Source organism: Streptomyces sp. cg35 (assembly GCF_050410835.1).
Lineage (GTDB): Bacteria > Actinomycetota > Actinomycetes > Streptomycetales > Streptomycetaceae > Streptomyces.
The window spans coordinates 5,498,582-5,517,114 of record NZ_CP191268.1; the positions used below are offsets into that span (position 1 = coordinate 5,498,582).

The 18,533-nt window shown below is 71.1% G+C and carries 19 protein-coding genes and 1 pseudogene; 10 read left to right on the plus strand and 10 right to left on the minus strand.

What is annotated here, in order from left to right; genetic code table 11:
* Positions 1 to 21: 21 nt before the first annotated feature.
* The 5 genes from ACQUQD_RS25140 to ACQUQD_RS25160 are packed head-to-tail and all read right to left on the minus strand — an operon-like array spanning position 22 to position 4,254.
* Positions 22 to 990 (minus strand): glycine betaine ABC transporter substrate-binding protein, encoded by a 969-nt coding sequence (locus ACQUQD_RS25140; protein WP_428954389.1) that lies wholly within the window; start codon positions 988 to 990, stop codon positions 22 to 24.
* Positions 987 to 1,853 (minus strand): ABC transporter permease, encoded by an 867-nt coding sequence (locus ACQUQD_RS25145; RefSeq protein WP_428954390.1) that lies wholly within the window; start codon positions 1,851 to 1,853, stop codon positions 987 to 989. The genes ACQUQD_RS25140 and ACQUQD_RS25145 overlap by 4 nt, the downstream gene beginning before the upstream one ends.
* Positions 1,850 to 3,109, minus strand: a complete 1,260-nt coding sequence (locus ACQUQD_RS25150; RefSeq protein ID WP_428954391.1) for a betaine/proline/choline family ABC transporter ATP-binding protein — start codon at positions 3,107 to 3,109, stop codon at positions 1,850 to 1,852. The genes ACQUQD_RS25145 and ACQUQD_RS25150 overlap by 4 nt, the downstream gene beginning before the upstream one ends.
* Positions 3,102 to 3,749 (minus strand): ABC transporter permease, encoded by a 648-nt coding sequence (locus ACQUQD_RS25155; protein ID WP_428954392.1) that lies wholly within the window; start codon positions 3,747 to 3,749, stop codon positions 3,102 to 3,104. The genes ACQUQD_RS25150 and ACQUQD_RS25155 overlap by 8 nt, the downstream gene beginning before the upstream one ends.
* A 34-nt stretch (positions 3,750 to 3,783) precedes the next feature.
* Positions 3,784 to 4,254, minus strand: a complete 471-nt coding sequence (locus ACQUQD_RS25160) for an Lrp/AsnC family transcriptional regulator (protein ID WP_428957648.1) — start codon at positions 4,252 to 4,254, stop codon at positions 3,784 to 3,786.
* A gap of 122 nt (positions 4,255 to 4,376) precedes the next feature.
* Here ACQUQD_RS25160 and hppD point away from each other — a divergent pair, with 122 nt between their 5' ends.
* From hppD to ACQUQD_RS25180, 4 genes and pseudogenes are all read left to right on the plus strand, one after another.
* Positions 4,377 to 5,534 (plus strand): 4-hydroxyphenylpyruvate dioxygenase, encoded by a 1,158-nt coding sequence (gene hppD / locus ACQUQD_RS25165; RefSeq protein WP_428954393.1) that lies wholly within the window; start codon positions 4,377 to 4,379, stop codon positions 5,532 to 5,534.
* Between the two features lie 49 nt (positions 5,535 to 5,583).
* Entirely contained in the window at positions 5,584 to 5,841 is a 258-nt protein-coding gene (locus tag ACQUQD_RS25170; protein WP_428957649.1) for a hypothetical protein, read from the plus strand.
* A complete protein-coding gene (locus tag ACQUQD_RS25175; RefSeq protein ID WP_428954394.1) occupies positions 5,834 to 6,031 on the plus strand; it encodes an SH3-like domain-containing protein in 198 nt (65 codons plus the stop codon). Before ACQUQD_RS25170 ends, ACQUQD_RS25175 begins: the two co-directional genes overlap by 8 nt.
* Positions 6,021 to 6,257: pseudogene (locus tag ACQUQD_RS25180) on the plus strand (nitrile hydratase subunit alpha); the annotation flags it as partial. The gene ACQUQD_RS25175 and the pseudogene ACQUQD_RS25180, both read left to right, overlap by 11 nt.
* A 259-nt stretch (positions 6,258 to 6,516) precedes the next feature.
* Here ACQUQD_RS25180 and ACQUQD_RS25185 read toward each other — a convergent pair.
* The gene (locus ACQUQD_RS25185) at positions 6,517 to 8,070 is read right to left on the minus strand and encodes a tetratricopeptide repeat protein (RefSeq protein ID WP_428954395.1); all 1,554 of its coding nucleotides are present in this window, start codon (positions 8,068 to 8,070) and stop codon (positions 6,517 to 6,519) included.
* A 108-nt stretch (positions 8,071 to 8,178) separates the two neighbouring features.
* Between ACQUQD_RS25185 and ACQUQD_RS25190 the strand changes: the two genes are divergently transcribed.
* Positions 8,179 to 9,549: an FAD-binding oxidoreductase gene (locus tag ACQUQD_RS25190; protein ID WP_428954396.1), complete on the plus strand. Its 1,371-nt coding sequence runs from the start codon at positions 8,179 to 8,181 to the stop codon at positions 9,547 to 9,549.
* 146 nt (positions 9,550 to 9,695) lie between these two features.
* Positions 9,696 to 9,890, plus strand: coding sequence for a hypothetical protein (locus ACQUQD_RS25195; RefSeq protein WP_428954397.1), 195 nt, complete (start codon positions 9,696 to 9,698; stop codon positions 9,888 to 9,890).
* An 18-nt stretch (positions 9,891 to 9,908) separates the two neighbouring features.
* Here ACQUQD_RS25195 and ACQUQD_RS25200 read toward each other — a convergent pair whose 3' ends face one another.
* On the minus strand, positions 9,909 to 10,382 hold the full coding sequence (locus tag ACQUQD_RS25200; RefSeq protein ID WP_428954398.1) for an SsgA family sporulation/cell division regulator: 474 nt from the start codon (positions 10,380 to 10,382) through the stop codon (positions 9,909 to 9,911).
* A 224-nt stretch (positions 10,383 to 10,606) separates the two neighbouring features.
* Here ACQUQD_RS25200 and ACQUQD_RS25205 point away from each other — a divergent pair, with 224 nt between their 5' ends.
* Together ACQUQD_RS25205 and ACQUQD_RS25210 are read left to right on the plus strand one after the other, a co-directional pair.
* Positions 10,607 to 12,109, plus strand: a complete 1,503-nt coding sequence (locus ACQUQD_RS25205) for an RDD family protein (protein WP_428954399.1) — start codon at positions 10,607 to 10,609, stop codon at positions 12,107 to 12,109.
* Positions 12,110 to 12,197: 88 nt separating this feature from the next.
* The gene (locus ACQUQD_RS25210) at positions 12,198 to 12,932 is read left to right on the plus strand and encodes an RDD family protein (protein WP_428954400.1); all 735 of its coding nucleotides are present in this window, start codon (positions 12,198 to 12,200) and stop codon (positions 12,930 to 12,932) included.
* A gap of 55 nt (positions 12,933 to 12,987) precedes the next feature.
* On the opposite strand, the gene ACQUQD_RS25215 is transcribed toward ACQUQD_RS25210, so the two are convergent.
* Entirely contained in the window at positions 12,988 to 13,269 is a 282-nt protein-coding gene (locus tag ACQUQD_RS25215; RefSeq protein WP_428954401.1) for a hypothetical protein, read from the minus strand.
* 346 nt (positions 13,270 to 13,615) lie between these two features.
* Here ACQUQD_RS25215 and ACQUQD_RS25220 point away from each other — a divergent pair, with 346 nt between their 5' ends.
* Together ACQUQD_RS25220 and ACQUQD_RS25225 are read left to right on the plus strand one after the other, a co-directional pair.
* Positions 13,616 to 16,009, plus strand: coding sequence for an immune inhibitor A domain-containing protein (locus ACQUQD_RS25220; RefSeq protein ID WP_428954402.1), 2,394 nt, complete (start codon positions 13,616 to 13,618; stop codon positions 16,007 to 16,009).
* 122 nt (positions 16,010 to 16,131) lie between these two features.
* On the plus strand, positions 16,132 to 16,461 hold the full coding sequence (locus tag ACQUQD_RS25225) for a hypothetical protein (protein WP_428954403.1): 330 nt from the start codon (positions 16,132 to 16,134) through the stop codon (positions 16,459 to 16,461).
* Between the two features lie 18 nt (positions 16,462 to 16,479).
* Here ACQUQD_RS25225 and ACQUQD_RS25230 read toward each other — a convergent pair whose 3' ends face one another.
* Together ACQUQD_RS25230 and ACQUQD_RS25235 are read right to left on the minus strand one after the other, a co-directional pair.
* Positions 16,480 to 17,070 carry an isochorismatase family protein gene (locus tag ACQUQD_RS25230; protein ID WP_428954404.1) on the minus strand — a complete coding sequence of 197 codons (591 nt, stop codon included), beginning with the start codon at positions 17,068 to 17,070 and terminating at the stop codon, positions 16,480 to 16,482.
* A gap of 98 nt (positions 17,071 to 17,168) precedes the next feature.
* Entirely contained in the window at positions 17,169 to 18,497 is a 1,329-nt protein-coding gene (locus ACQUQD_RS25235) for a nicotinate phosphoribosyltransferase (protein ID WP_428954405.1), read from the minus strand.
* Between the last annotated feature and the right edge of the window lie 36 nt (positions 18,498 to 18,533).

Consider the following 18,533-nt stretch of genomic DNA (forward strand, 5'->3'; position numbering starts at 1 on the left):
GCCGCGGGCCCGTCAGGCCCGTCACTCCTTGACGAAGCCCTCCTTCACCATCCAGTCCTTCGCCACGTCGTGCGGGTCCTGCCCGTCGACGTCGACCTTGGCGTTGAGCTCCTGCGCGACGTCGTTGTTGAGCTTCTTCGTGATGGGGTCGATGACCTCGGCCATCTTCGGGTACTTCTTCAGCGACTTGGTGTTGATCTCGGGCGCCGCGTTGTAGTTCGGGAAGAACTTCCGGTCGTCCGCCATCACCTTGAGGTTCATCGCCTTGATGCGGCCGTCGGTCGTGTACACCTCGCCGAAGGTGCAACTGCCCTTGGCCGCCTGGGTGTAGATGATGCCGCTGTCCATCTGCGTGATGTTCGCGGCGGGGATATTCATCCCGTACGCCTTCTCCATGCCGGGCAGCCCGTCCGCGCGGTTGGCGAACTCGCTCTCCACGCACAGTGTGACGGCCTTCGGGTTCGACTTGGCCAGCTCGGCGACCTCGGAGAGCGTCTTCGTGCCGTACTTCTTGAAGTTGGCCTCGTTCATGGCCAGCGCATAGGTGTTGTTCAGCGCGGACGGCGGCAGCCAGGTGATGCCGTTCTTCAGGTCGGCGTCGTGCACCGCCTGCCACTGCTTCTGCGGGTCGGGAATCGGGTCGGAGTTGCCGAGGTACGTGATCCAGGCCGTGCCCGTGTACTCGTACATGGCGTCCGCGTCACCGGACTTGATGGCCTCGCGGGCGCCGATGGAGCCCTGGATGCCGGTCCGGTCCAGGACGTCCGCGCCGGCCGCCTTGAACGCGATGCCCATGATCGCGCCGAGGATCAGCTGCTCGGTGAACTCCTTCGACGTGACCGTGATGTCCGCGCCCTCGAGCGGCTCGCCCTGCCCGATCGAGCCGGGCCGCACCGTGTCGACCAGCGGGCTGCCGCTGGTGAGTCCGCAGCCCGCGAGCAGCGCGAGCCCGCTCGCCGCCGCCGCTGCCACGCGCATCCGGTACTTCATGAGCGCACCTCCAACCCGCGCGGCCGCAACAGGAGTTCGGCCAGTGAGGCCAGCCAGTCGACGAGCAGCGCGAGCGCGATGGTCAGGATCGAGCCGAGCATCAGGACCGGCATGCGCTGGTTGGTGATCCCGGTGGTGATCAGGACGCCGAGCCCGCCACCGCCGCCGAACGTGGCGAGCGTCGCGGTGCCGACGTTGAGGACGAGCGCGGTACGGACACCGGCGAGGATCAGCGGGACGGCGAGGGGGAGTTCGACCTTGGCGAGCACGCCCAGCGGCGACATGCCGATGCCGCGCGCGGCTTCCAGGAGCGTCGGGTCGTTGGCCTTCAGCCCGGCGATCGTGTTGGAGAGCACCGGCAGGATCGCGTAGATGATGATGCCGATCAGAGCGGTCTTCTCGCCGATGCCGAGCCAGATGACGAGCAGCGCGAGCAGACCGATGGCGGGCGTCGCCTGACCCATGTTGGCCAGCGCCAGGGCGAACGGGGTCGCCTTGCGGAACGCCTTGCGGGTCAGCAGGATCCCCAGCGGGATCGCGATGATCAGCACGAAGAACGTCGAGATCACCGTCAGGCTGATGTGCTGGCGCAGCGCCTTCCACACCTGCCCGCCGGACAGCGCGTTCTCGGAGATCGAGTCGAGGTCGGCGTTGCGGAACCACAGCCAGGTGACCAGCAGGACCACCACGAGCACCACCGGCAGGAACGTCAGCTTCTGCCAGGTGATGCGGCGCGGCTCCTTCGCCGGGGAGGCCGACGGCGGTGCCTCCTGCTCGCCCTCGCCCTCGTCGCGGAACGCGAGGCCCTTGACCTCGTGCTCGCCGTCGGGGCGCTCGCCGCCCTTCTTCAGGGGACTGCTCACGCCTTCGCCTCCCCGTCGCCGGCCTGCGCGCCCTCCTGCTCCAGTTCCGTCTGGTGGGCGCGCTGCTCCTGCAGCTCGTGCTGGTGCTCGACCGCTTCGAGCCGGTCGGCCTCCAGGAGCTCGTGCACGGAGTTCATCAGGGTCTCCATGTCGACGACGCCCTCGTACTCGCCGCGCCGCCCGGTCACCGCGACACGGCCCGCGTTGTCGGTGAGGACCGCTTCGAGCGCGTCGCGCAGGGTCGCGTCCCAGGTCACGGTGTCGTGGACCAGGGTGCCGGCGCGGGCCAGCGAGCCCTTGGCGCGCATCAGGTCGCCGCGCCGCAGCCACTTGTAGGGGCGGCCGCGCCTGTCGAGCAGCAGGAGCTCGTTCGTCCCGGCCGCGCGCAGCTTGTTGAAGATGTCCTGCAGCGGGTCGTCGACGCCCACCGTCGGATAGTCGGTGACCTCCACGTCGCGTACGCGGGTGAGGTTGAGGCGCTTGAGGGCCGCGCCCGCGCCGACGAAGCCGGACACGAAGTCGTCCGCGGGGTTGGTGAGGATCGCCTCGGGGGTGTCGAACTGCGCGATGTGCGAGCGCTCCCGCAGCACCGCGATCCGGTCGCCGAGCTTGATGGCCTCGTCGAAGTCGTGCGTGACGAAGACGATCGTCTTGTGCAGCTCGTGCTGGAGCCGGATCAGCTCGTCCTGGAGGTGGTCGCGGGTGATCGGGTCGACCGCGCCGAACGGCTCGTCCATCAGCAGCACGGGCGGGTCGGCGGCGAGCGCCCGGGCCACGCCGACGCGCTGCTGCTGGCCGCCGGAGAGCTGGCGCGGGTAGCGGCCGTGGAACTCGCCCGGGTCGAGCCCGACGAGGTCCAGCATCTCCTCCACCCGCGACTTGATCCTCGACTTGGACCAGCCGACCATCTTCGGCACGAGCGCGATGTTCTGGGCGACCGTCATGTGCGGGAAGAGCCCGGAGGACTGGATCGCGTAGCCGACCTTGCGGCGCAGCTTCACCGGGTCCATGTCGGTGACGTCCTCGCCGCCGATGCGGATGCGGCCGCCGGTCGGCTCGATGAGCCGGTTGATCATCTTCAGGGTCGTCGACTTCCCGCAGCCCGACGGGCCCACGAAAATGATCAGCTCGCCTGCTTTGATCTCCATGTTGACGCTGTCCACGGCCGGGTCGGACGAGCCGGGGTAGCGCTTGGTGAGGTTCTCCAGCTCGATGCTGGCGCCGGACGCCTGCGTCTCGGATGCGGGTTCAGACACGGATCCCCCTCGGGATGGTCAGCCGTCCGATGAGGACGTACGCGGCGTCGAAGAGCAGGGCGAGAACGATGATGCCGAGCGTGCCGGCGAGCACCTGGTTGAGCGCGTTGGCGCTGCCCAGCGAGGCGATGCCGCGGAAGATCTCGTTGCCGAGGCCGGGCCCGGAGGCGTACGCGGCGATGGCGGCGATGCCCATCAGCATCTGCGTGGAGACCCGGATCCCGGTGAGGATCGGCGGCCACGCCAGCGGCAGCTCCACCTTGAACAGCCGGGCCGCCCGCGACATCCCGATGCCCTTCGCCGCGTCGATCAGCGCGGGGTCCACACCGCGCAGGCCCACGATCGCGTTCCGCACGATCGGCAGCAGCCCGTACAGGGTCAGCGAGATGACGGTCGGCGCGACACCGAGCCCCACGACCGGGATCAGCAGACCGATCATGGCGAGCGACGGGATGGTGAGGATGGTGGAGGTGGCGGTGGTCGCCAGGTTCCCGGCCCAGTCGCTGCGGTAGGTGACGACGGCGATGACGATGCCGATGAGGGTGGCGACGACCATGCACTGGAAGACGGCGCTCGCGTGCTGGTAGGCGTCGACGAGCAGCTGCTGGTGGCGCGCGCCCAGGTAGTCCCAGAAGTTCATCGCACCTCACTTCCGGGCGGTGCTCACCTGGTCGTCAGGAATCTCCCGACGCCTGTTCCACCAGCGGGATGATCCGCAGCGGAACGGGATTTTCCATGACGATCGCCGTGGAAGCCCGGACGATGCCATCAAAACCGACAACCAGATCGATCACACGTTGAAGATCCGCGTTCGAGCGGGCCACGAGCCGGCACAGCATGTCCCCGCCGCCGGTCGTCGTGTGCAGCTCCAGGACCTCGGGCACGCCGTCCAAATGGGCTCTGACGTCGGCTCCTTGCCCCTGCCGGATCTCCAGCGTGGCGAACGCCGTGACCGGGTAGCCCAGCGCCGCCGGGTCCACCTGGGGGCCGAAGCCGCGGATGACTCCGTTCGAGGTAAGCCGGTCCAGGCGGGCCTGCACGGTGCCGCGCGCGACGCCGAGCCGGCGCGACATCTCCAGGACCCCGATCCGCGGCTCCCGCGCGAGCAGCACGATCAGCCGCCCGTCCAGATGATCGATCGCCATGCGCCCCTCCGGGATGGTCATCCTGTACACAGCGCCCGCAGGAACGGGCCCTTCACTGGTCACATTGCCCATCGAATTCGCCAACTATTGCGCATCTTGTGGAACGGCGGGAGCCTCCACACATGACGCAGACCACACACTCGTCCTCCGAAAGTGCCCCCGACACCGCCCGGCAGGCCGACCCCTTCCCGGTGAAGGGCATGGACGCGGTCGTCTTCGCCGTGGGCAACGCCAAGCAGGCCGCGCACTACTACTCCACCGCCTTCGGCATGAAGCTCGTCGCCTACTCCGGACCGGAGAACGGCAGCCGCGAGACCGCCTCGTACGTCCTGACCAACGGCTCCGCCCGCTTCGTGTTCACCTCCGTCATCAAGGCGTCCACCGACTGGGGCCACTTCCTGGACGAGCACGTCGCCGCGCACGGCGACGGCGTCGTCGACCTGGCCATCGAGGTGCCGGACGCCCGCGCCGCGTACGCGTACGCCGTCGAGCACGGCGCCCGCGGCCTCCAGGCGCCGTACGAGACGAAGGACGAGCACGGCACCGTCGTGCGCGCCGCCATCGCCACGTACGGCAGGACCCGCCACACCCTCGTCGAGCGCGGCGGCTACGACGGCCCGTACCTGCCCGGCTTCGTGGCCGCGGACCCGATCGTCGAGCCGCCGGCCAAGCGCACCTTCCAGGCCGTCGACCACTGCGTCGGCAACGTCGAACTCGGCAAGATGAACGAGTGGGTGGCGTTCTACAACAAGGTCATGGGCTTCACGAACATGAAGGAGTTCGTGGGCGACGACATCGCGACCGAGTACAGCGCGCTGATGTCGAAGGTCGTCGCGGACGGGACGCTGAAGGTCAAGTTCCCGATCAACGAGCCGGCCATCGCCAAGAAGAAGTCCCAGATCGACGAGTACCTGGAGTTCTACGGCGGCGCCGGCGTCCAGCACATCGCGCTCGCCACGAACGACATCGTCGCGTCCGTACGGGCCATGCGCGCGGCGGGAGTCCAGTTCCTGGACACCCCCGACTCGTACTACGACACCCTCGGCGAGTGGGCGGGCGAGACCCGCGTGCCCGTCGAGACCCTGCGCGAGCTGAAGATCCTCGTCGACCGCGACGAGGACGGCTACCTGCTGCAGATCTTCACCAAGCCGGTCCAGGACAAGCCGACCGTCTTCTTCGAGATGATCGAGCGGCACGGCTCCATGGGCTTCGGCAAGGGCAACTTCAAGGCCCTGTTCGAGGCGATCGAGCGGGAGCAGGAGAAGCGCGGAAATCTCTGACCCGGGCTTCTAGGCTGGTCGTACGGCCAGGACGAACGACGTGGGCGGGATGACCGGGGTCGGCGCCGTCGACACCACCGACGACGCCGAGCCCTTCCACGCGGACTGGGAGGCGCGGGTCTTCGCGCTCCAGCGCGCACTGCTCGTCGAGAAGGTCTTCAACCTCGACGAGTTCCGGGACGCCATCGAGACGATGCCGCCCGGCGAGTACCTCGCGGCCTCGTACCACGAGCGCTGGTTCCACGGCATCCGTACGCTGCTGGAGCGCAAGGGCGTGATCGAGGCGGGGGTGCTGGACCGTGCCTGAACCCGTGTACGCGGCAGGCGACGCCGAGCTCGCCGACGTCCGGGCGCAGGGCCGGGACGACGCCCCGGTCGAGATGATCTACGCGGTGCGGTTCGCGGCGCGGGACCTGTGGGGCGAGGGCGACCACGAGGTGGTCCTCGACCTGTCGGCGAGCTACTTGCGGAAGGCCGACGACGCTGATGTCCGGTGACTCCCGTGATCACGACGACGCCGTGATCTCCCGTCAGGTCAGGCTGCTGGAAAGCCCGTTGGAGGAGAAGGGCATCGTCGGCGGCGACACCGTCGACGAGGTCATCGACGGGTTCCTCGCCGGTGCCTCCCCGGTGAACGGGGCGAAGGCGGTGGCACGCGCCTGGACCGACCCCGACTTCAAGGCGCGGCTCCTCGCGGACGGCGCGGCGGCGGTCGGCGAACTCGGCTTCGCGGCCGGGGGAGTCCAGCACCAGCGGCTGCGCGTCGCGGAGAACACGGAGTCCGCTTCCGCTGCGGCCCGCGGGGACGGATTCTCTGGGCGAGGCGGAGCCGGCCTCTCTTGTGACCCGGAACGGGCTGATCGGGACGGCACGGGTGTGACGGGTCGCGTCCGCGTCTGCCGGGTGCGCATTCGTTGCCGGGTGCGGCTGTCGTCGTGGCGACCAGCCCCCACCGGAGGCGCACTCGTCCGGCAAGTGAACGCTAGCGGCGCTTGGGCGCGGGCGGTTGAGAGGGCTTCCGCGCCGGGGCGGCGGGCTTACGCGCAGGCGCGGCAGCCTTCGGCTGAGGCGGCCACATCTGCTCGGGCCCGCCCTCCGGCGGATCGCCGAGGGCGCTGAGCGCCTCCCGGGCCTGCGGAGCGAGCAGCGGGGAGAACGCCGGATTGATCCGCAGCGCCTCCCCGATGTGCCGCCGCGCCGCCCCGTACAGCCCCATCTCCCGCTCCGCGGCGCCCAGATGGTACGAGTACAGCGCGCTGCGCACCGTGCCGCCCTTCTGCCGGTCCGTGGCCCGCCGCAGCAGACCGATCGCCTCGTCGTCCTCGCCGGCCCGGTGCAGCGCCCAGCCGAGCGCGTCCGCCGCGGCGATGCCGGGCGCCCGCTTCCACTCCGCCCGCAGCCGCTCGACCGCCGCCTCCGGGTCGCCGTGGTCGGCCTCGAACAGGCCGAGCACGAGCGCGTCGTCCACCCCGTGCGCGCCCTGCGCGGCCACCCGGGCCCGCAGCGCGTCGTAATGGGCACGGGCCTCCGCGTCGAGGTTCATGGATTCGTACAACTCGCCCAGTTCCAGGGCGTATTCGGGCGCGGGCCGTTTGATGAGCGCGTGCTGGTACGCCCGCACGGCGTCCGCCGTGCGGCCCAGCGAGGCGAGCGCCCGGCCCCGGCCCGCGAGCGCCGCGGGGAACTGCGGGTCCGCGGCGAGCGCCGCGTCGAAGTGCCGCAGCGCGTCCGCCGCCTCGCCGCGCTCCCAGGCCAGGTCGCCGGCGCGGTGCAGCAGCGCGGCCTGCTCGGTGGGGGTGCCGGCCCGGGCCGTCGCGTCGCTCAGGACCGCCGCCGCGTCCTCCCGCCAGCCCCTGTCGCGGTACACGGCGGCGGTGCGCAGGGTCACCGCCGTCCCCGACGCCAGCTCGGACAGCTTGTCCAGAGAACGCCCGGCTGCCTTGTAGTCACCGACCCCCTGATAGGCCGCGACGAGACCGGAGTACGTCGACCAGCGCTCCGGCGCCAGCTTGCGCGCGGCCTCGCCCCAGTTCTTCGCGGCACGCCAGTCGCCCCGGGCGGCGGCCAGCGCGGCGAGCCCGTCGAGCGCCTCCACGTTGCCCTTCGGGCGCGCCTTGACGGAACTGCGCAGCGCCTGTTCGGCCTTGGAGTAGTACGCCGCGTCGGCCGTGCGCGTACCGCGCTCGACATAGGCGGCCCCGAGCGCCGCCCACGTCCGGTCGTCCCGGGGGTTCTTGCGCAGTTCGGCCTCCCGCTCGCCGATCAGCGCGGTCAGGTCGGGCAGCGCGGCGGGCGCCCCGGCCGAGGCGGCGATGACCGCCCGTCCGGCGGGGCCCGGCAGCGCGGGCGGCCCCTGCACATCGCCGTCGGGCAGCAGGACGAGCACGCCGCCGAGCACCGCGCACCCGGCGACGGACGCGACGACCGTGCGCTTCAGGGCGGGGGAGAGGCGGCGCGACGGCGCGGTGACCTCGGGAGGTGCCGGGTTCGCGACGGGTACCGCTTCGGCTTCCGGGGATTCCACGGAGTTGTCCATGACGCACACTGTGCGTCAATACGAAGAGCACACCCGCTCGCCATTCCGGCACGTGATGGAGCCCGCAGACGGGTTCACACCGATGGCCCCGAGTGCCAGGCTGTGATCATGAGCCGCACCCTCATCGAACTGCTGGGCGACGGGCTGCCCGCCGAGGCACTCGTCACCGATCCCGACGTCACCGCCTCGTACGCCCACGACATGGCGAGCTTCTGCGACGCGGGCAGACCCGCCGTCGTGGTGCTGCCCCGGACCGTCGAGCAGGTCCAGCACGTGATGCGCACGGCCACCGCGCTGCGGGTCCCGGTCGTCCCGCAGGGCGCCCGCACGGGCCTGTCGGGCGGGGCCAACGCCTCCGACGGCTGCATCGTGCTCTCGCTCGTCAAGATGGACCGCATCCTGGAGATCAACCCGGTCGACCGGATCGCGGTCGTCGAGCCGGGCGTCATCAACGCCACGCTCTCGCGCGCGGTCAACGAGCACGGCCTGTACTACCCGCCGGACCCGTCGAGTTGGGAGATGTGCACCATCGGCGGCAACATCGGCACGGCCTCCGGCGGCCTGTGCTGCGTGAAGTACGGGGTGACGGCGGAGTACGTGCTCGGACTCGACGTCGTCCTCGCCGACGGCCGGCTGCTGTCCACCGGGCGGCGCACCGCGAAGGGCGTCGCGGGCTACGACCTCACGCGTCTGTTCGTCGGCTCGGAGGGCAGTCTCGGCATCGTTGTCGGGGCCACCCTCGCGCTGAAGCCGCAGCCGCCGCAACAGCTCGTCCTGGCCGCCGAGTTCGCCTCGGCCGCCGCGGCCTGCGACGCCGTCTGCCGGATCATGGAGGACGGCCACGTCCCGTCGCTCCTGGAACTCATGGACCGGACGACCGTCAAGGCCGTCAACGACATGGCGCACATGGGTCTGCCCGAGACCACCGAGGCGCTGCTCCTCGCCGCCTTCGACACCCTCGACCCGGCCCGGGACCTCGCCGCGGTCGGCGCGCTCTGCGAGGCCGCGGGCGCCACCCAGGTCGTGCCCGCGGAGGACGCGGCCGAGTCGGAACTGCTGCTCCAGGCGCGCCGGTTGTCCCTCACCGCCCTGGAAGCGGTCAAGGGCACGACGATGATCGACGACGTGTGCGTGCCCCGCTCCAGGCTCGGCGAGCTCCTTGAAGGCGTCGAGCGCATCGCCGAGAAGTACGCGCTGACCATCGGCGTCTGCGCGCACGCGGGCGACGGCAACACCCACCCCACCGTCTGCTTCGACGCCCAGGACGCCGACGAGGGACGCCGGGCCCGCGAGTCCTTCGACGAGATCATGGCGCTCGGCCTGGAGCTCGGCGGCACCATCACCGGTGAGCACGGCGTCGGCGTCCTGAAGAAGGAGTGGCTGGCCCGCGAACTCGGCCCGGTCGGCGTCGAGGTGCAGCGGACGGTGAAGGCGGCCTTCGACCCGCTGGGCCTCCTCAACCCCGGCAAGCTGTTCTGATCACCCACGGTCATAGGTGGCTCCCGTATGAGTGACATAAGGGACGAAAGCCTCATGAAGTGAGGTGCCGGTCGCGGGCACCCTGGAACGGTCGCGCGGCCGGCCGTCAGGGTGCCGACCGCACCCTGCCCCCGTGAGGTCCTGCCATGGACGCCAGCAACCCCCGCCGCGCCCCGCGCCGGACGACCCGTGCCCGCAAGGCCGGTGCCGTCGCGCTGGCCGGCGCCGTCGCCCTCGCCTCGCTCGGTCTCGCCGTCGGCTCGGCCGTCGCCGACACCGGCCCGGCCCCGGCCGCGCCCCGGGCGTCCGCCCCCGCGCACCCGGGCACCCCCGCGCACTGACGTGCCCACGCGGCCGCCTCAGCGCTCGTCGGACGACTCGTCCGACGGCCACGGGTCGCGCAGGTAGAGGTCGTCGGCCGGAGTGGGTGCGAGCAGCTCGGCGAGGCCGTCGTCGATACCGAGCCGCTCGCCCTCAGAGCCCGGGGGGACCGCCCGCAGCGTCCGCTCCAGCCAGGCCGACACCTGGGCGGCCGGGGCCTCCAGGAGCGCGTCGCCGTCCGGCGAACTCAGCGCCATCAGCACGACGGAGCGCCCGTCCACCTTTGTCGGCCATACCCGTACGTCCCCGTGCCCGCACGGCCGGAACACCCCCTCCACGAGCAGTTCGCGGGCGAACGTCCAGTTGACCGGGTGCTCGGAGCCGATGTGGAACGCGACGTGGACGGCGTACGGGTCATCGGTGCGGTAGGTCAGTCGGGCCGGTACAGGGATGCTTCGCTCGGGCGACAGCACGAGCTTCAGCTCGAGTTCACGTTCCACCACGGTGTGCATGTCGTGCGCTTCCTCTCCATCTGCACGGGTCCCCGGAGCGGGCCCGTGCAAGGTGAGACAGCGATCCCCCCCGCGGCATTACGCGAGTTCGCGAAGATTCTTTTTTTGGCAGGTTCCGTTGCCCGGAAAGTGGGGCGTACCGGCGGACCGGCGCGGGCGGGTGCGGCCTTCTGATAGACGTAGAGGCCACAACAAGACCCCCGAGCAGATACGGGACGACGGACATGAGCGCCCCAACCCCGGCCCCCGGTGACGACAGGCCCCGCGAAGGCTATTACCCCGACCCGTCCATTCCCGGATATGTCCGGTACTGGAACGGAGCCGCCTGGGTCCCCGGCACCAGCCGCCCCGCCCCGTCCGACGGCGAGACCCTGCCGACGCCGCCGGGTTCGGCCCCGGTCGTCACGCAGACTCCCGCCCCCGCCGAGGAGACCGGCCCGGTCTTCCTCGACGAAGAGCCCTCCGTCCGTACGCAGACGGGCCCCGACGAGCCGGCGTCGCCCGAGCCCGCCTCGGCGTGGGCGGCCGACACCGCCCGCCAGTCCGGCTTCGGCGGTGACCAGGACCGCCGCGTCTCGTGGGGCGCGGACGCCTCCGGCGACGACGCGGCGGAGCACACCGACCCGCCCGCCGCCCCCGAGACGCCCGCCGAGCCCGCCGCCCCGGAGGCCCCCGCCGCTCCCGCGGCCGCACGCGCGGACGGCACCGTCGCGCTTCGCGCCGTCCGGCCCGGTGCCGAGACCGCCCCGCGCGCCGACGGCACCATGACGATCCGGGCCGTACCGCAGCAGGGCACCCCGGCCGAGTCGGGGACCCCGGCCCAGACACCCGCGCAGGCACCCGCCCCGGCGCAGGCGCAGGCGCCGGCCCAGTCCCGGGCCGGCCTCAACCCGCAGCCCGCGCCCGGCACCCCCGCCGCCGACCCCCGCCTCGGCGCCGCCCCGCCCCGGGCGAGCGCCCCCGCCCAGGCCGCTCCTCGCGCGGCCGCCCCGGCTCCGGCGCCCTCTCCGGCGCCCGCGCCCGCGCCGAGTCAGCCCGCCTACGGATACCCGCAGCCCGCCCCGTCGGCGCCCGCGCTGCCCACGCCCGTCACCCAGGGCCCCGGCGGCGGCTCGCCGTCCTGGGCGCAGCAGGTGCACCAGCTGGCCGCGCCGCAGCAGCAGACGGCGGAGCCGGAGGGCCCGGTCACCCCGTTCAAGCCGGTGGCCGAGGACCCGTTCCTCGCCGCCGCGCAGGCCCAGGCGTCGGCGCGTCCGGCGGGCCTCGGCAAGCGGTTCGTGGCGCGGCTCGTCGACACGCTCGTCCTCGGCGCCGTCACCGCGGTCGCCGCCGTGCCGCTCGGCGCCCGCGCGGCCGACCACATCGACGGCAAGATCGACGCGGCGAAGGCCTCGGGCCGGCAGGTCACGGTCTGGCTGCTCGACGGCACGACCGCGACGTACCTCGGCATCGTGCTCGCCGTGCTGCTCGTCGCCGGCGTCCTGTACGAGGCACTGCCGACCGCCAAGTGGGGCCGCACGCTGGGCAAGAAGCTGATGGGCCTGAGCGTGCGGGACATCGAGGCGCACGACTCCCCGACGTTCGGCGCGGCCCTGCGCCGCTGGTTCGCCTACTGCGTGCCGGTCGTGCTCGTCATCGGTGTCGTCGGCGTCCTGTGGGGTGCGGTCGACCGGCCGTGGCGGCAGTGCCTGCACGACAAGGCGGCGCGCACGTTCGTCGCCGGATAGCCGGGGCGCGGCCGGACAGGCCCTCCTGGGTCATCCGGACGGCGGCCCGCCGGGTGCGTACCGCCGGTGTTCGCGGTCCACTCGGGCCATGAGTACCGAACCGCCGCCCAACGGATCCGGCCAGCCGCCGGACGACGACCCGTTCCGCAAGCCGCCCCCGGCCACGCCGGGCGGCGGCTCCCCGTACGACAGTCCGCAGGGCTCCCAGGGCTCCGCGGGCCAGAACCCGTACGACTCCGCGCAGAACCCCTACGGCTCGGCGCCCCCGCCGGGCGGTGGCACCCCGCCCCCGTACGGCGGCGGCACGCCCCCTCCCTACGGCGGTGACCCGTACGGGTCCGGGGGCTACGGCGGCGCCGCCGACCCGCTGGCCGGGATGCCGCCGCTGGCCGACAGCGGCAAGCGCGTCCTGGCCCGCATCATCGACCTGATCCTGGTCGGGATCGTGGCGGGCCTGCTGTCGTGGGTGTTCGGGATCTCCGAGTACGAGACCGACCCTGACAAGATCGAGTACGGCAAGCAGTTCGGCCAGTCGCTGCTCGCGGCCGTCCTCTACATCGGCTACGACACCGTGCTGATGGCGCGGACCGGCCAGACGCTCGGCAAGAAGCTGATGAAGCTGCGCCTGGCCAACCTCGACAACGGGGCGACGCCCAGTGTGCAGACCAACCTGATCCGCGCCGTGGTGCTCTGGGTCCCCGCCGTGTTCTGCTGCGCCTGCATCTGGACGGCGATCTCCGGCGGCTGGAGCTTCTTCGACAAGCCCTACAAGCAGGGCCTGCACGACAAGGCCGCGAAGACGGTGGTGGTCAGCAGCGCCTGACCGGGCGCCTCACGGCGACAGCGGCGACGTACGACCGAACCGGCGGGTCCGTGCCTCACGGGCCTGCCGGTTCGCGTTCCCGCACGCTCCGGGACCCGGTGGGCTCCGGGGCCGCGACGCGCTGCCCGGGCACCCGCTCCTTGGCCCGCTCGGCCGCGGGCGTCTGCCTGCGTACCGGTACGGACAGGGCCACGAGCAGCCCCAGGGCGAGTGCCGACACGGCGATCACGACGACCCCGGGACCCGAACTCGTCTGGGACAGCAGCAGCATGGCGAGGGTGGAGAAGACGACGGTGGCCGAACCATAGAGGAGCTGTGCGACAGTCGGGCGAGGCATGGCGGTATCCGTCCTCGTGACATCGGGGGAGCGCGAGCGGGCTGCCGGGTTGGTTCACACCAACGGCCCGACTCTATTCCGACGTGTGCCCGAGCGGAACGGCCGGTAAGCATGACCTAACCCCCGGTGTCGGAGCATGGGGGGCGCACGGAGTCATCCCGTCCGCCAAGTGGACGGCTCGACGCGCTGTTGAGTATCGGCGTGCTTGTCCGGATTCCGGACCGGCGCACCTGCATAGTGCAACGGAAACGTCACAGTCAAGGACTGTTATTTCTCCTCTACCTCCGGTCAAATGGCGTCACTTGTGACACGTGGCGGGTGCGCCACGGAGGAGGGGACCACTCAAGTGACCACCAAGAGACGGGCGTTGAGATCCGCCGCCGTGCTCGTGACCCTGGCCGCCACCGCGGCCACCGGTTCCATAGCGGCGACGACCGCCCAGGCCGACACTCCGGCCGCGACGAGCACGACCGCCGACGGGAAGACGTACGGGGGCAAGGGCCACGTCCTGGACGGCCCGTTCAGCAAGCAGCAGGAGCAGCAGCGGCAGACCGCCCTGCAGAACGTGCTGCAGGGCACGTCGAAGGTCCAGGAGCGCCACGGCTCCCGGGTCGTCGACCTCGGCAAGGGCAAGTACGTCGAGCTGGGCCGCGAGCGCACGGACAAGATCTTCACGATCCTGACCGAGTTCGGCGACAAGGTCGACAACACCACCCTGGTGGACCGCGCGGACGACGACACCGACGAGCTGAAGCCGAAGTACGGCGGTACGCCCGGCCCGCTGCACAACCAGATCGCCGAGCCGGACCGCGCCACGAACAACAGCACGGCCTGGAAGAAGGACTACGACTCCCAGCACTACAAGGACCTCTACTTCGGTACGGGCAAGGGAGTCGACTCCCTCAAGACGTACTACGAGAAGACGTCCTCGGGCCGCTACTCGGTGGACGGCGAGGTCTCGGACTGGGTGAAGGTGCCCTGGAACGAGGCCCGTTACGGCTCCAACTACTGCGGCGCCGACAACTGCCCGAACGTCGAGGACCTGGTCCGTGACGGCGTCACCGCGTGGGTCGAGCAGCAGAAGGCGGCCGGCAAGTCGGACGCCGACATCAAGGCCGACCTCGCACAGTACGACCAGTGGGACCGCACGGACCACGACAACGACGGCAACTTCAACGAGCCCGACGGCTACATCGACCACTTCCAGATCGTCCACGCGGGCGAGGACGGGTCGGCCGGCGGCGGCGCGCAGGGCGGCGACTCCCTGTGGGCGCACCGCGGTTACGTCTACAGCCGCGACGACGGCGACACCGGCCCCGAGGGCTTCAAGGCGGGCGGCACCCCGGTCGGCGACACCGGCATCTGGGTCGGCGACTACACGATGCAGCCGGAGAACGGCGGCCTCGGCGTCTTCGCCCACGAGTACGCCCACGACCTGGGCCTGCCCGACCTGTACGACACCTCGTACGCGGGCGAGAACTCGGTCGGCTTCTGGTCGCTGATGTCGGCGGGCTCCTGGCTCGGCACCGGCAAGGACTCGATCGGCGACATGCCGGGCGACATGACCGCCTGGGACAAGCTGCAGCTGGGCTGGCTCACCTACGACAAGGCGAAGGCGGCCACCAACTCGACGCACAAGCTGGGTGTTTCGGAGTACAACACCAAGCTGAAGCAGGCGCTGGTCGTCGAGCTGCCGAAGAAGAACGTCACCACCGACATCGTGAAGCCCGCCGAGGGCTCCAAGCAGTGGTGGTCGGACTACGGCGACGACCTCGACAACACCCTGTCGCGCACGGTCGACCTGAGCGGCAAGGCGAAGGCGTCGCTGGAGCTCGACGGCTGGTGGAACATCGAGAAGGACTACGACTACCTGTACACGCAGGTCTCCACCGACGGCGGCGCGAGCTGGAAGTCGATCGACGGCACGGCCGACGGCGTCACTATCCCGCGCGACGGCGGCGACAAGCCGGCCCTGACCGGTGACTCCACCACGTTCCAGCACCTGGTCTTCCCGCTCGACGAGTTCGCGGGCAAGAAGATCGACATCCGCTTCCGCTACAAGACCGACGGCGGCGCGGGCGGCCTGGGCTTCACCGCCGACAACCTCTCGGTGCAGGCGGACGGTTCGGCCGTGTTCACCGACAACGCCGAGGGTGACGACAACGGCTGGACCGCGCGCGGCTTCTCCCGCGTCGGCGCCGCGATCAACGGCGACTTCCCGCAGTTCTACATCGCCGAGAACCGCCAGTACGTGTCGTACGACAAGACCCTCAAGGTCGGCCCGTACAACTTCGGCTGGCGCGACGGCGGCGCGAAGAACGACTGGGTCGAGCACTACCAGTACCGGCCCGGCCTGATGATCTGGCAGTGGGACACCTCGCAGCGCAACAACAACGTCGGCCAGCACCCCGGCAAGGGTCTGATCCTGCCGGTCGACGCGCACGCGAAGCCGCTGAAGTGGGCGGACGGCAAGCTGATCACGAACAAGATCACGCCGTACGACGCCGCCTTCGGCTGGTACCCGGTGCCCGGCATGAAGCTCCACAAGCTCGGCGTCGAGACCAGGATCCCGGCGCAGCTCGGCAACCCGGTCTTCGACGACCACAAGGGCACCTACTGGTACAAGGAGAACCCGACCGGCAGTGTCCAGACAACTGACACCAACACCCGGATCACGGTCGTGGGCCAGCCCCTCGACGGCTCCTCGATCACGGTGAAGGTCGGCCCCTCGGCGAAGTAGCCGGTAAAACCGCAGGTCAGAAACGTATCGGCCGCGACCCTCTGGCGGGTCGCGGCCGATCGTGTTTGAGTGCGTCCTGTGAGTTCCTTATTGACACTACGTCTCACGGGGGTGTGACAGTCATGTCCGCAGGAGGGTTCTGCAAGCTGCCGGGCGGCAGCGTGGTGGTGGCTCTGACGCTGCCCGCGCCGGGTACCGGCGAGGGTGCGGTCCGGGTCCTGGTGCACGCCGTGAACCGGGCCCGCGCCCTGACCCGCCTGCGCAATCTGGGCCTGCGCGCGGTCTACCTCCGGGGCAACGCGCACCCGCCGACCCCGGACGAGATCACGGCCGTCCTGCACCATCCGGACGGCCTGGTCTGGCGCCAGGCCCCGGACGCGACGACGGGCGAGCTGTGGCACCCGATACGCGCGCTGCTGAGACCCGGCGCAGCCAGCCCCTCCGGCGCTTGAGGAGCGGGGCCCCGCGACCTAGGCCACGACCGGCTTACCGGTGAGCTCGACCCCGGCCGCCTTCATCTCCTCCAGCGCGGACTCGGTCGTACCGGCGGCGACTCCCGCGGTGAGATCAAGAAGAACCTGCGTACGGAACCCTTCACGCGCGGCGTCCAGCGCAGTGGCCCGCACACAGTGGTCCGTGGCGATCCCGACGACATCGACCTCGGAGATCTCCCGGTCCCGCAGCCAGTCCGCCAAGGACACCCCGTTCTCGTCGGCGCCCTCGAACCCGCTGTACGCGGCCGAGTACGCCCCCTTGTCGAAGACGGCGTCGATCGCGCCGGAGGCGACGGCGGGCGCGAAGTTCGGGTGGAACCCCACGCCCTCGGTCCCGGCGACGCAGTGCGCGGGCCACGAGTGGACGTAGTCGGGGGAGTCGGCGAAGTGGTTGCCGGGCGCGATGTGGTGGTCGCGGGTGGCGACGACGTGCTGGTAGCCGCCGCCCGCCGTCTGCCCGACGAGATCGGTGATCGCGGCAGCGACATCGGCACCTCCCGCCACCGCGAGGCTGCCGCCCTCGCAGAAGTCGTTCTGCACGTCTACGACGATCAGGGCGCGGCACATGGTCGGTGTCCTTAAAGGTCTTCGGCTGGAGACTACGAGCGTAGAAGCTTCAAGTGCATTGCGGGAGAGGGCAATTGGTGCACTCGCTCCCGCACGGCTCACACGTACTCGGTCGGGATCACGGCCTCGCCCCGGGAGAGCTGCGTCGCCGACAGCGGGAGCCCGTCGCGCGCCGCGATGTGCCGCTCGCGCACCGCGTCCAGCGGCTCGCGGGAGACCACCTCACCGCCCTTGACCAGCTCGACCAGCAGCTGCCGGTCGGCGAGCTCCGCCGGCACGGCTCCGGTGCCCACGACCTCGGCCTCCGCGGCGCCGTCCCGGTCGAGACGGCGCGCGGCCCACTTGCGCCCCCCGATGGACGTCTTGCCGCCCGCCGACTTCTTGGCGACCGGCACCAGCGGCGCCTTCGGGTCGGCGGACTCGGCCCGCGCGACCAGCTTGTAGACCATGGAGCAGGTCGGGTGCCCCGAGCCCGTCACCAGCTGCGTACCGACGCCGTACGCGTCCACGGGCGCGGCCGCGAGCGAGGCGATGGCGTACTCGTCGAGGTCGGAGGTGACCACGATCTTGGTGTCCTTCGCGCCCAGCTCGTCGAGCTGCTGACGCACCCGGTGCGCGACGAGCAGCAGGTCGCCGGAGTCGATCCGGACGGCCCCGAGCTTCGGCCCCGCGATCTCGACGGCCGTGCGGACCGCCTCCTGCACGTCGTACGTGTCCACGAGCAGTGTCGTCCCCTCGCCGAGGGAGTCGACCTGGGCACGGAAGGCGTCCCGCTCGGAGTCGTGCAGCAGCGTGAAGGCGTGCGCGGACGTGCCCACGGTCGGGATGCCGTACCGGAACCCGGCCGCCAGGTCCGACGTCGTGGCGAAACCGCCCACGTACGCGGCCCGCGAGGCGGCGACCGCGGCCAGCTCGTGCGTGCGGCGCGCGCCCATCTCGATCAGCGGCCGGTCCCCGGCGGCCGAGGCCATCCGGGAGGCGGCCGCGGCGATGGCCGAGTCGTGGTTGAGGATGGAGAGGATCACCGTCTCCAGGAGCACGCACTCGGCGAAGGAGCCCTCGACGCGCAGGATCGGGGAGCCGGGGAAGTAGACCTCGCCCTCGGGGTAGCCCCAGATGTCGCCGGAGAAGCGGTAGTCCGCGAGCCACTGGAGCGTCGGCTCGTCGACGACGTTCCGCTCCCGCAGGAAGCCGAGCACGCCCGCGTCGAAGCGGAAGTTCTCCACGGCGTCCAGGACGCGCCCGGTGCCCGCGACGACCCCGTAGCGGCGGCCCTCCGGCAGGCGCCGGGTGAAGACCTCGAAGACCGAGCGCCGGTCGGCCGTACCTCCGTGGAGGGCGGCCTGCAGCATCGTCAGCTCGTAGTGATCGGTGAAGAGCGCTGTCGACGGAACGTCCACCGGCAGGCCAAGGTCCGCTGTGTTCATGAGAGGAATGCTACCCCCAATTAGCGTCAGTGTGAC

Excerpts from the sequence above, each read along its gene's own strand:
- ACQUQD_RS25210 (WP_428954400.1), top strand. The coding sequence starts at position 12,198 with ATGAGTACCGAACCGCCGCCCAACGGATCCGGCCAGCCGCCGGACGAC.
- ACQUQD_RS25160 (WP_428957648.1), bottom strand. The coding sequence starts at position 4,254 with ATGGCGATCGATCATCTGGACGGGCGGCTGATCGTGCTGCTCGCGCGG.
- hppD (WP_428954393.1), top strand. The coding sequence starts at position 4,377 with ATGACGCAGACCACACACTCGTCCTCCGAAAGTGCCCCCGACACCGCC.
- ACQUQD_RS25235 (WP_428954405.1), bottom strand. The coding sequence starts at position 18,497 with ATGAACACAGCGGACCTTGGCCTGCCGGTGGACGTTCCGTCGACAGCG.
- ACQUQD_RS25205 (WP_428954399.1), top strand. The coding sequence starts at position 10,607 with ATGAGCGCCCCAACCCCGGCCCCCGGTGACGACAGGCCCCGCGAAGGC.
- ACQUQD_RS25140 (WP_428954389.1), bottom strand. The coding sequence starts at position 990 with ATGAAGTACCGGATGCGCGTGGCAGCGGCGGCGGCGAGCGGGCTCGCG.
- ACQUQD_RS25225 (WP_428954403.1), top strand. The coding sequence starts at position 16,132 with ATGTCCGCAGGAGGGTTCTGCAAGCTGCCGGGCGGCAGCGTGGTGGTG.
- ACQUQD_RS25230 (WP_428954404.1), bottom strand. The coding sequence starts at position 17,070 with ATGTGCCGCGCCCTGATCGTCGTAGACGTGCAGAACGACTTCTGCGAG.
- ACQUQD_RS25185 (WP_428954395.1), bottom strand. The coding sequence starts at position 8,070 with ATGGACAACTCCGTGGAATCCCCGGAAGCCGAAGCGGTACCCGTCGCG.
- ACQUQD_RS25195 (WP_428954397.1), top strand. The coding sequence starts at position 9,696 with ATGGACGCCAGCAACCCCCGCCGCGCCCCGCGCCGGACGACCCGTGCC.
- ACQUQD_RS25190 (WP_428954396.1), top strand. The coding sequence starts at position 8,179 with ATGAGCCGCACCCTCATCGAACTGCTGGGCGACGGGCTGCCCGCCGAG.
- ACQUQD_RS25215 (WP_428954401.1), bottom strand. The coding sequence starts at position 13,269 with ATGCCTCGCCCGACTGTCGCACAGCTCCTCTATGGTTCGGCCACCGTC.
- ACQUQD_RS25155 (WP_428954392.1), bottom strand. The coding sequence starts at position 3,749 with ATGAACTTCTGGGACTACCTGGGCGCGCGCCACCAGCAGCTGCTCGTC.
- ACQUQD_RS25170 (WP_428957649.1), top strand. The coding sequence starts at position 5,584 with ATGACCGGGGTCGGCGCCGTCGACACCACCGACGACGCCGAGCCCTTC.
- ACQUQD_RS25200 (WP_428954398.1), bottom strand. The coding sequence starts at position 10,382 with ATGCACACCGTGGTGGAACGTGAACTCGAGCTGAAGCTCGTGCTGTCG.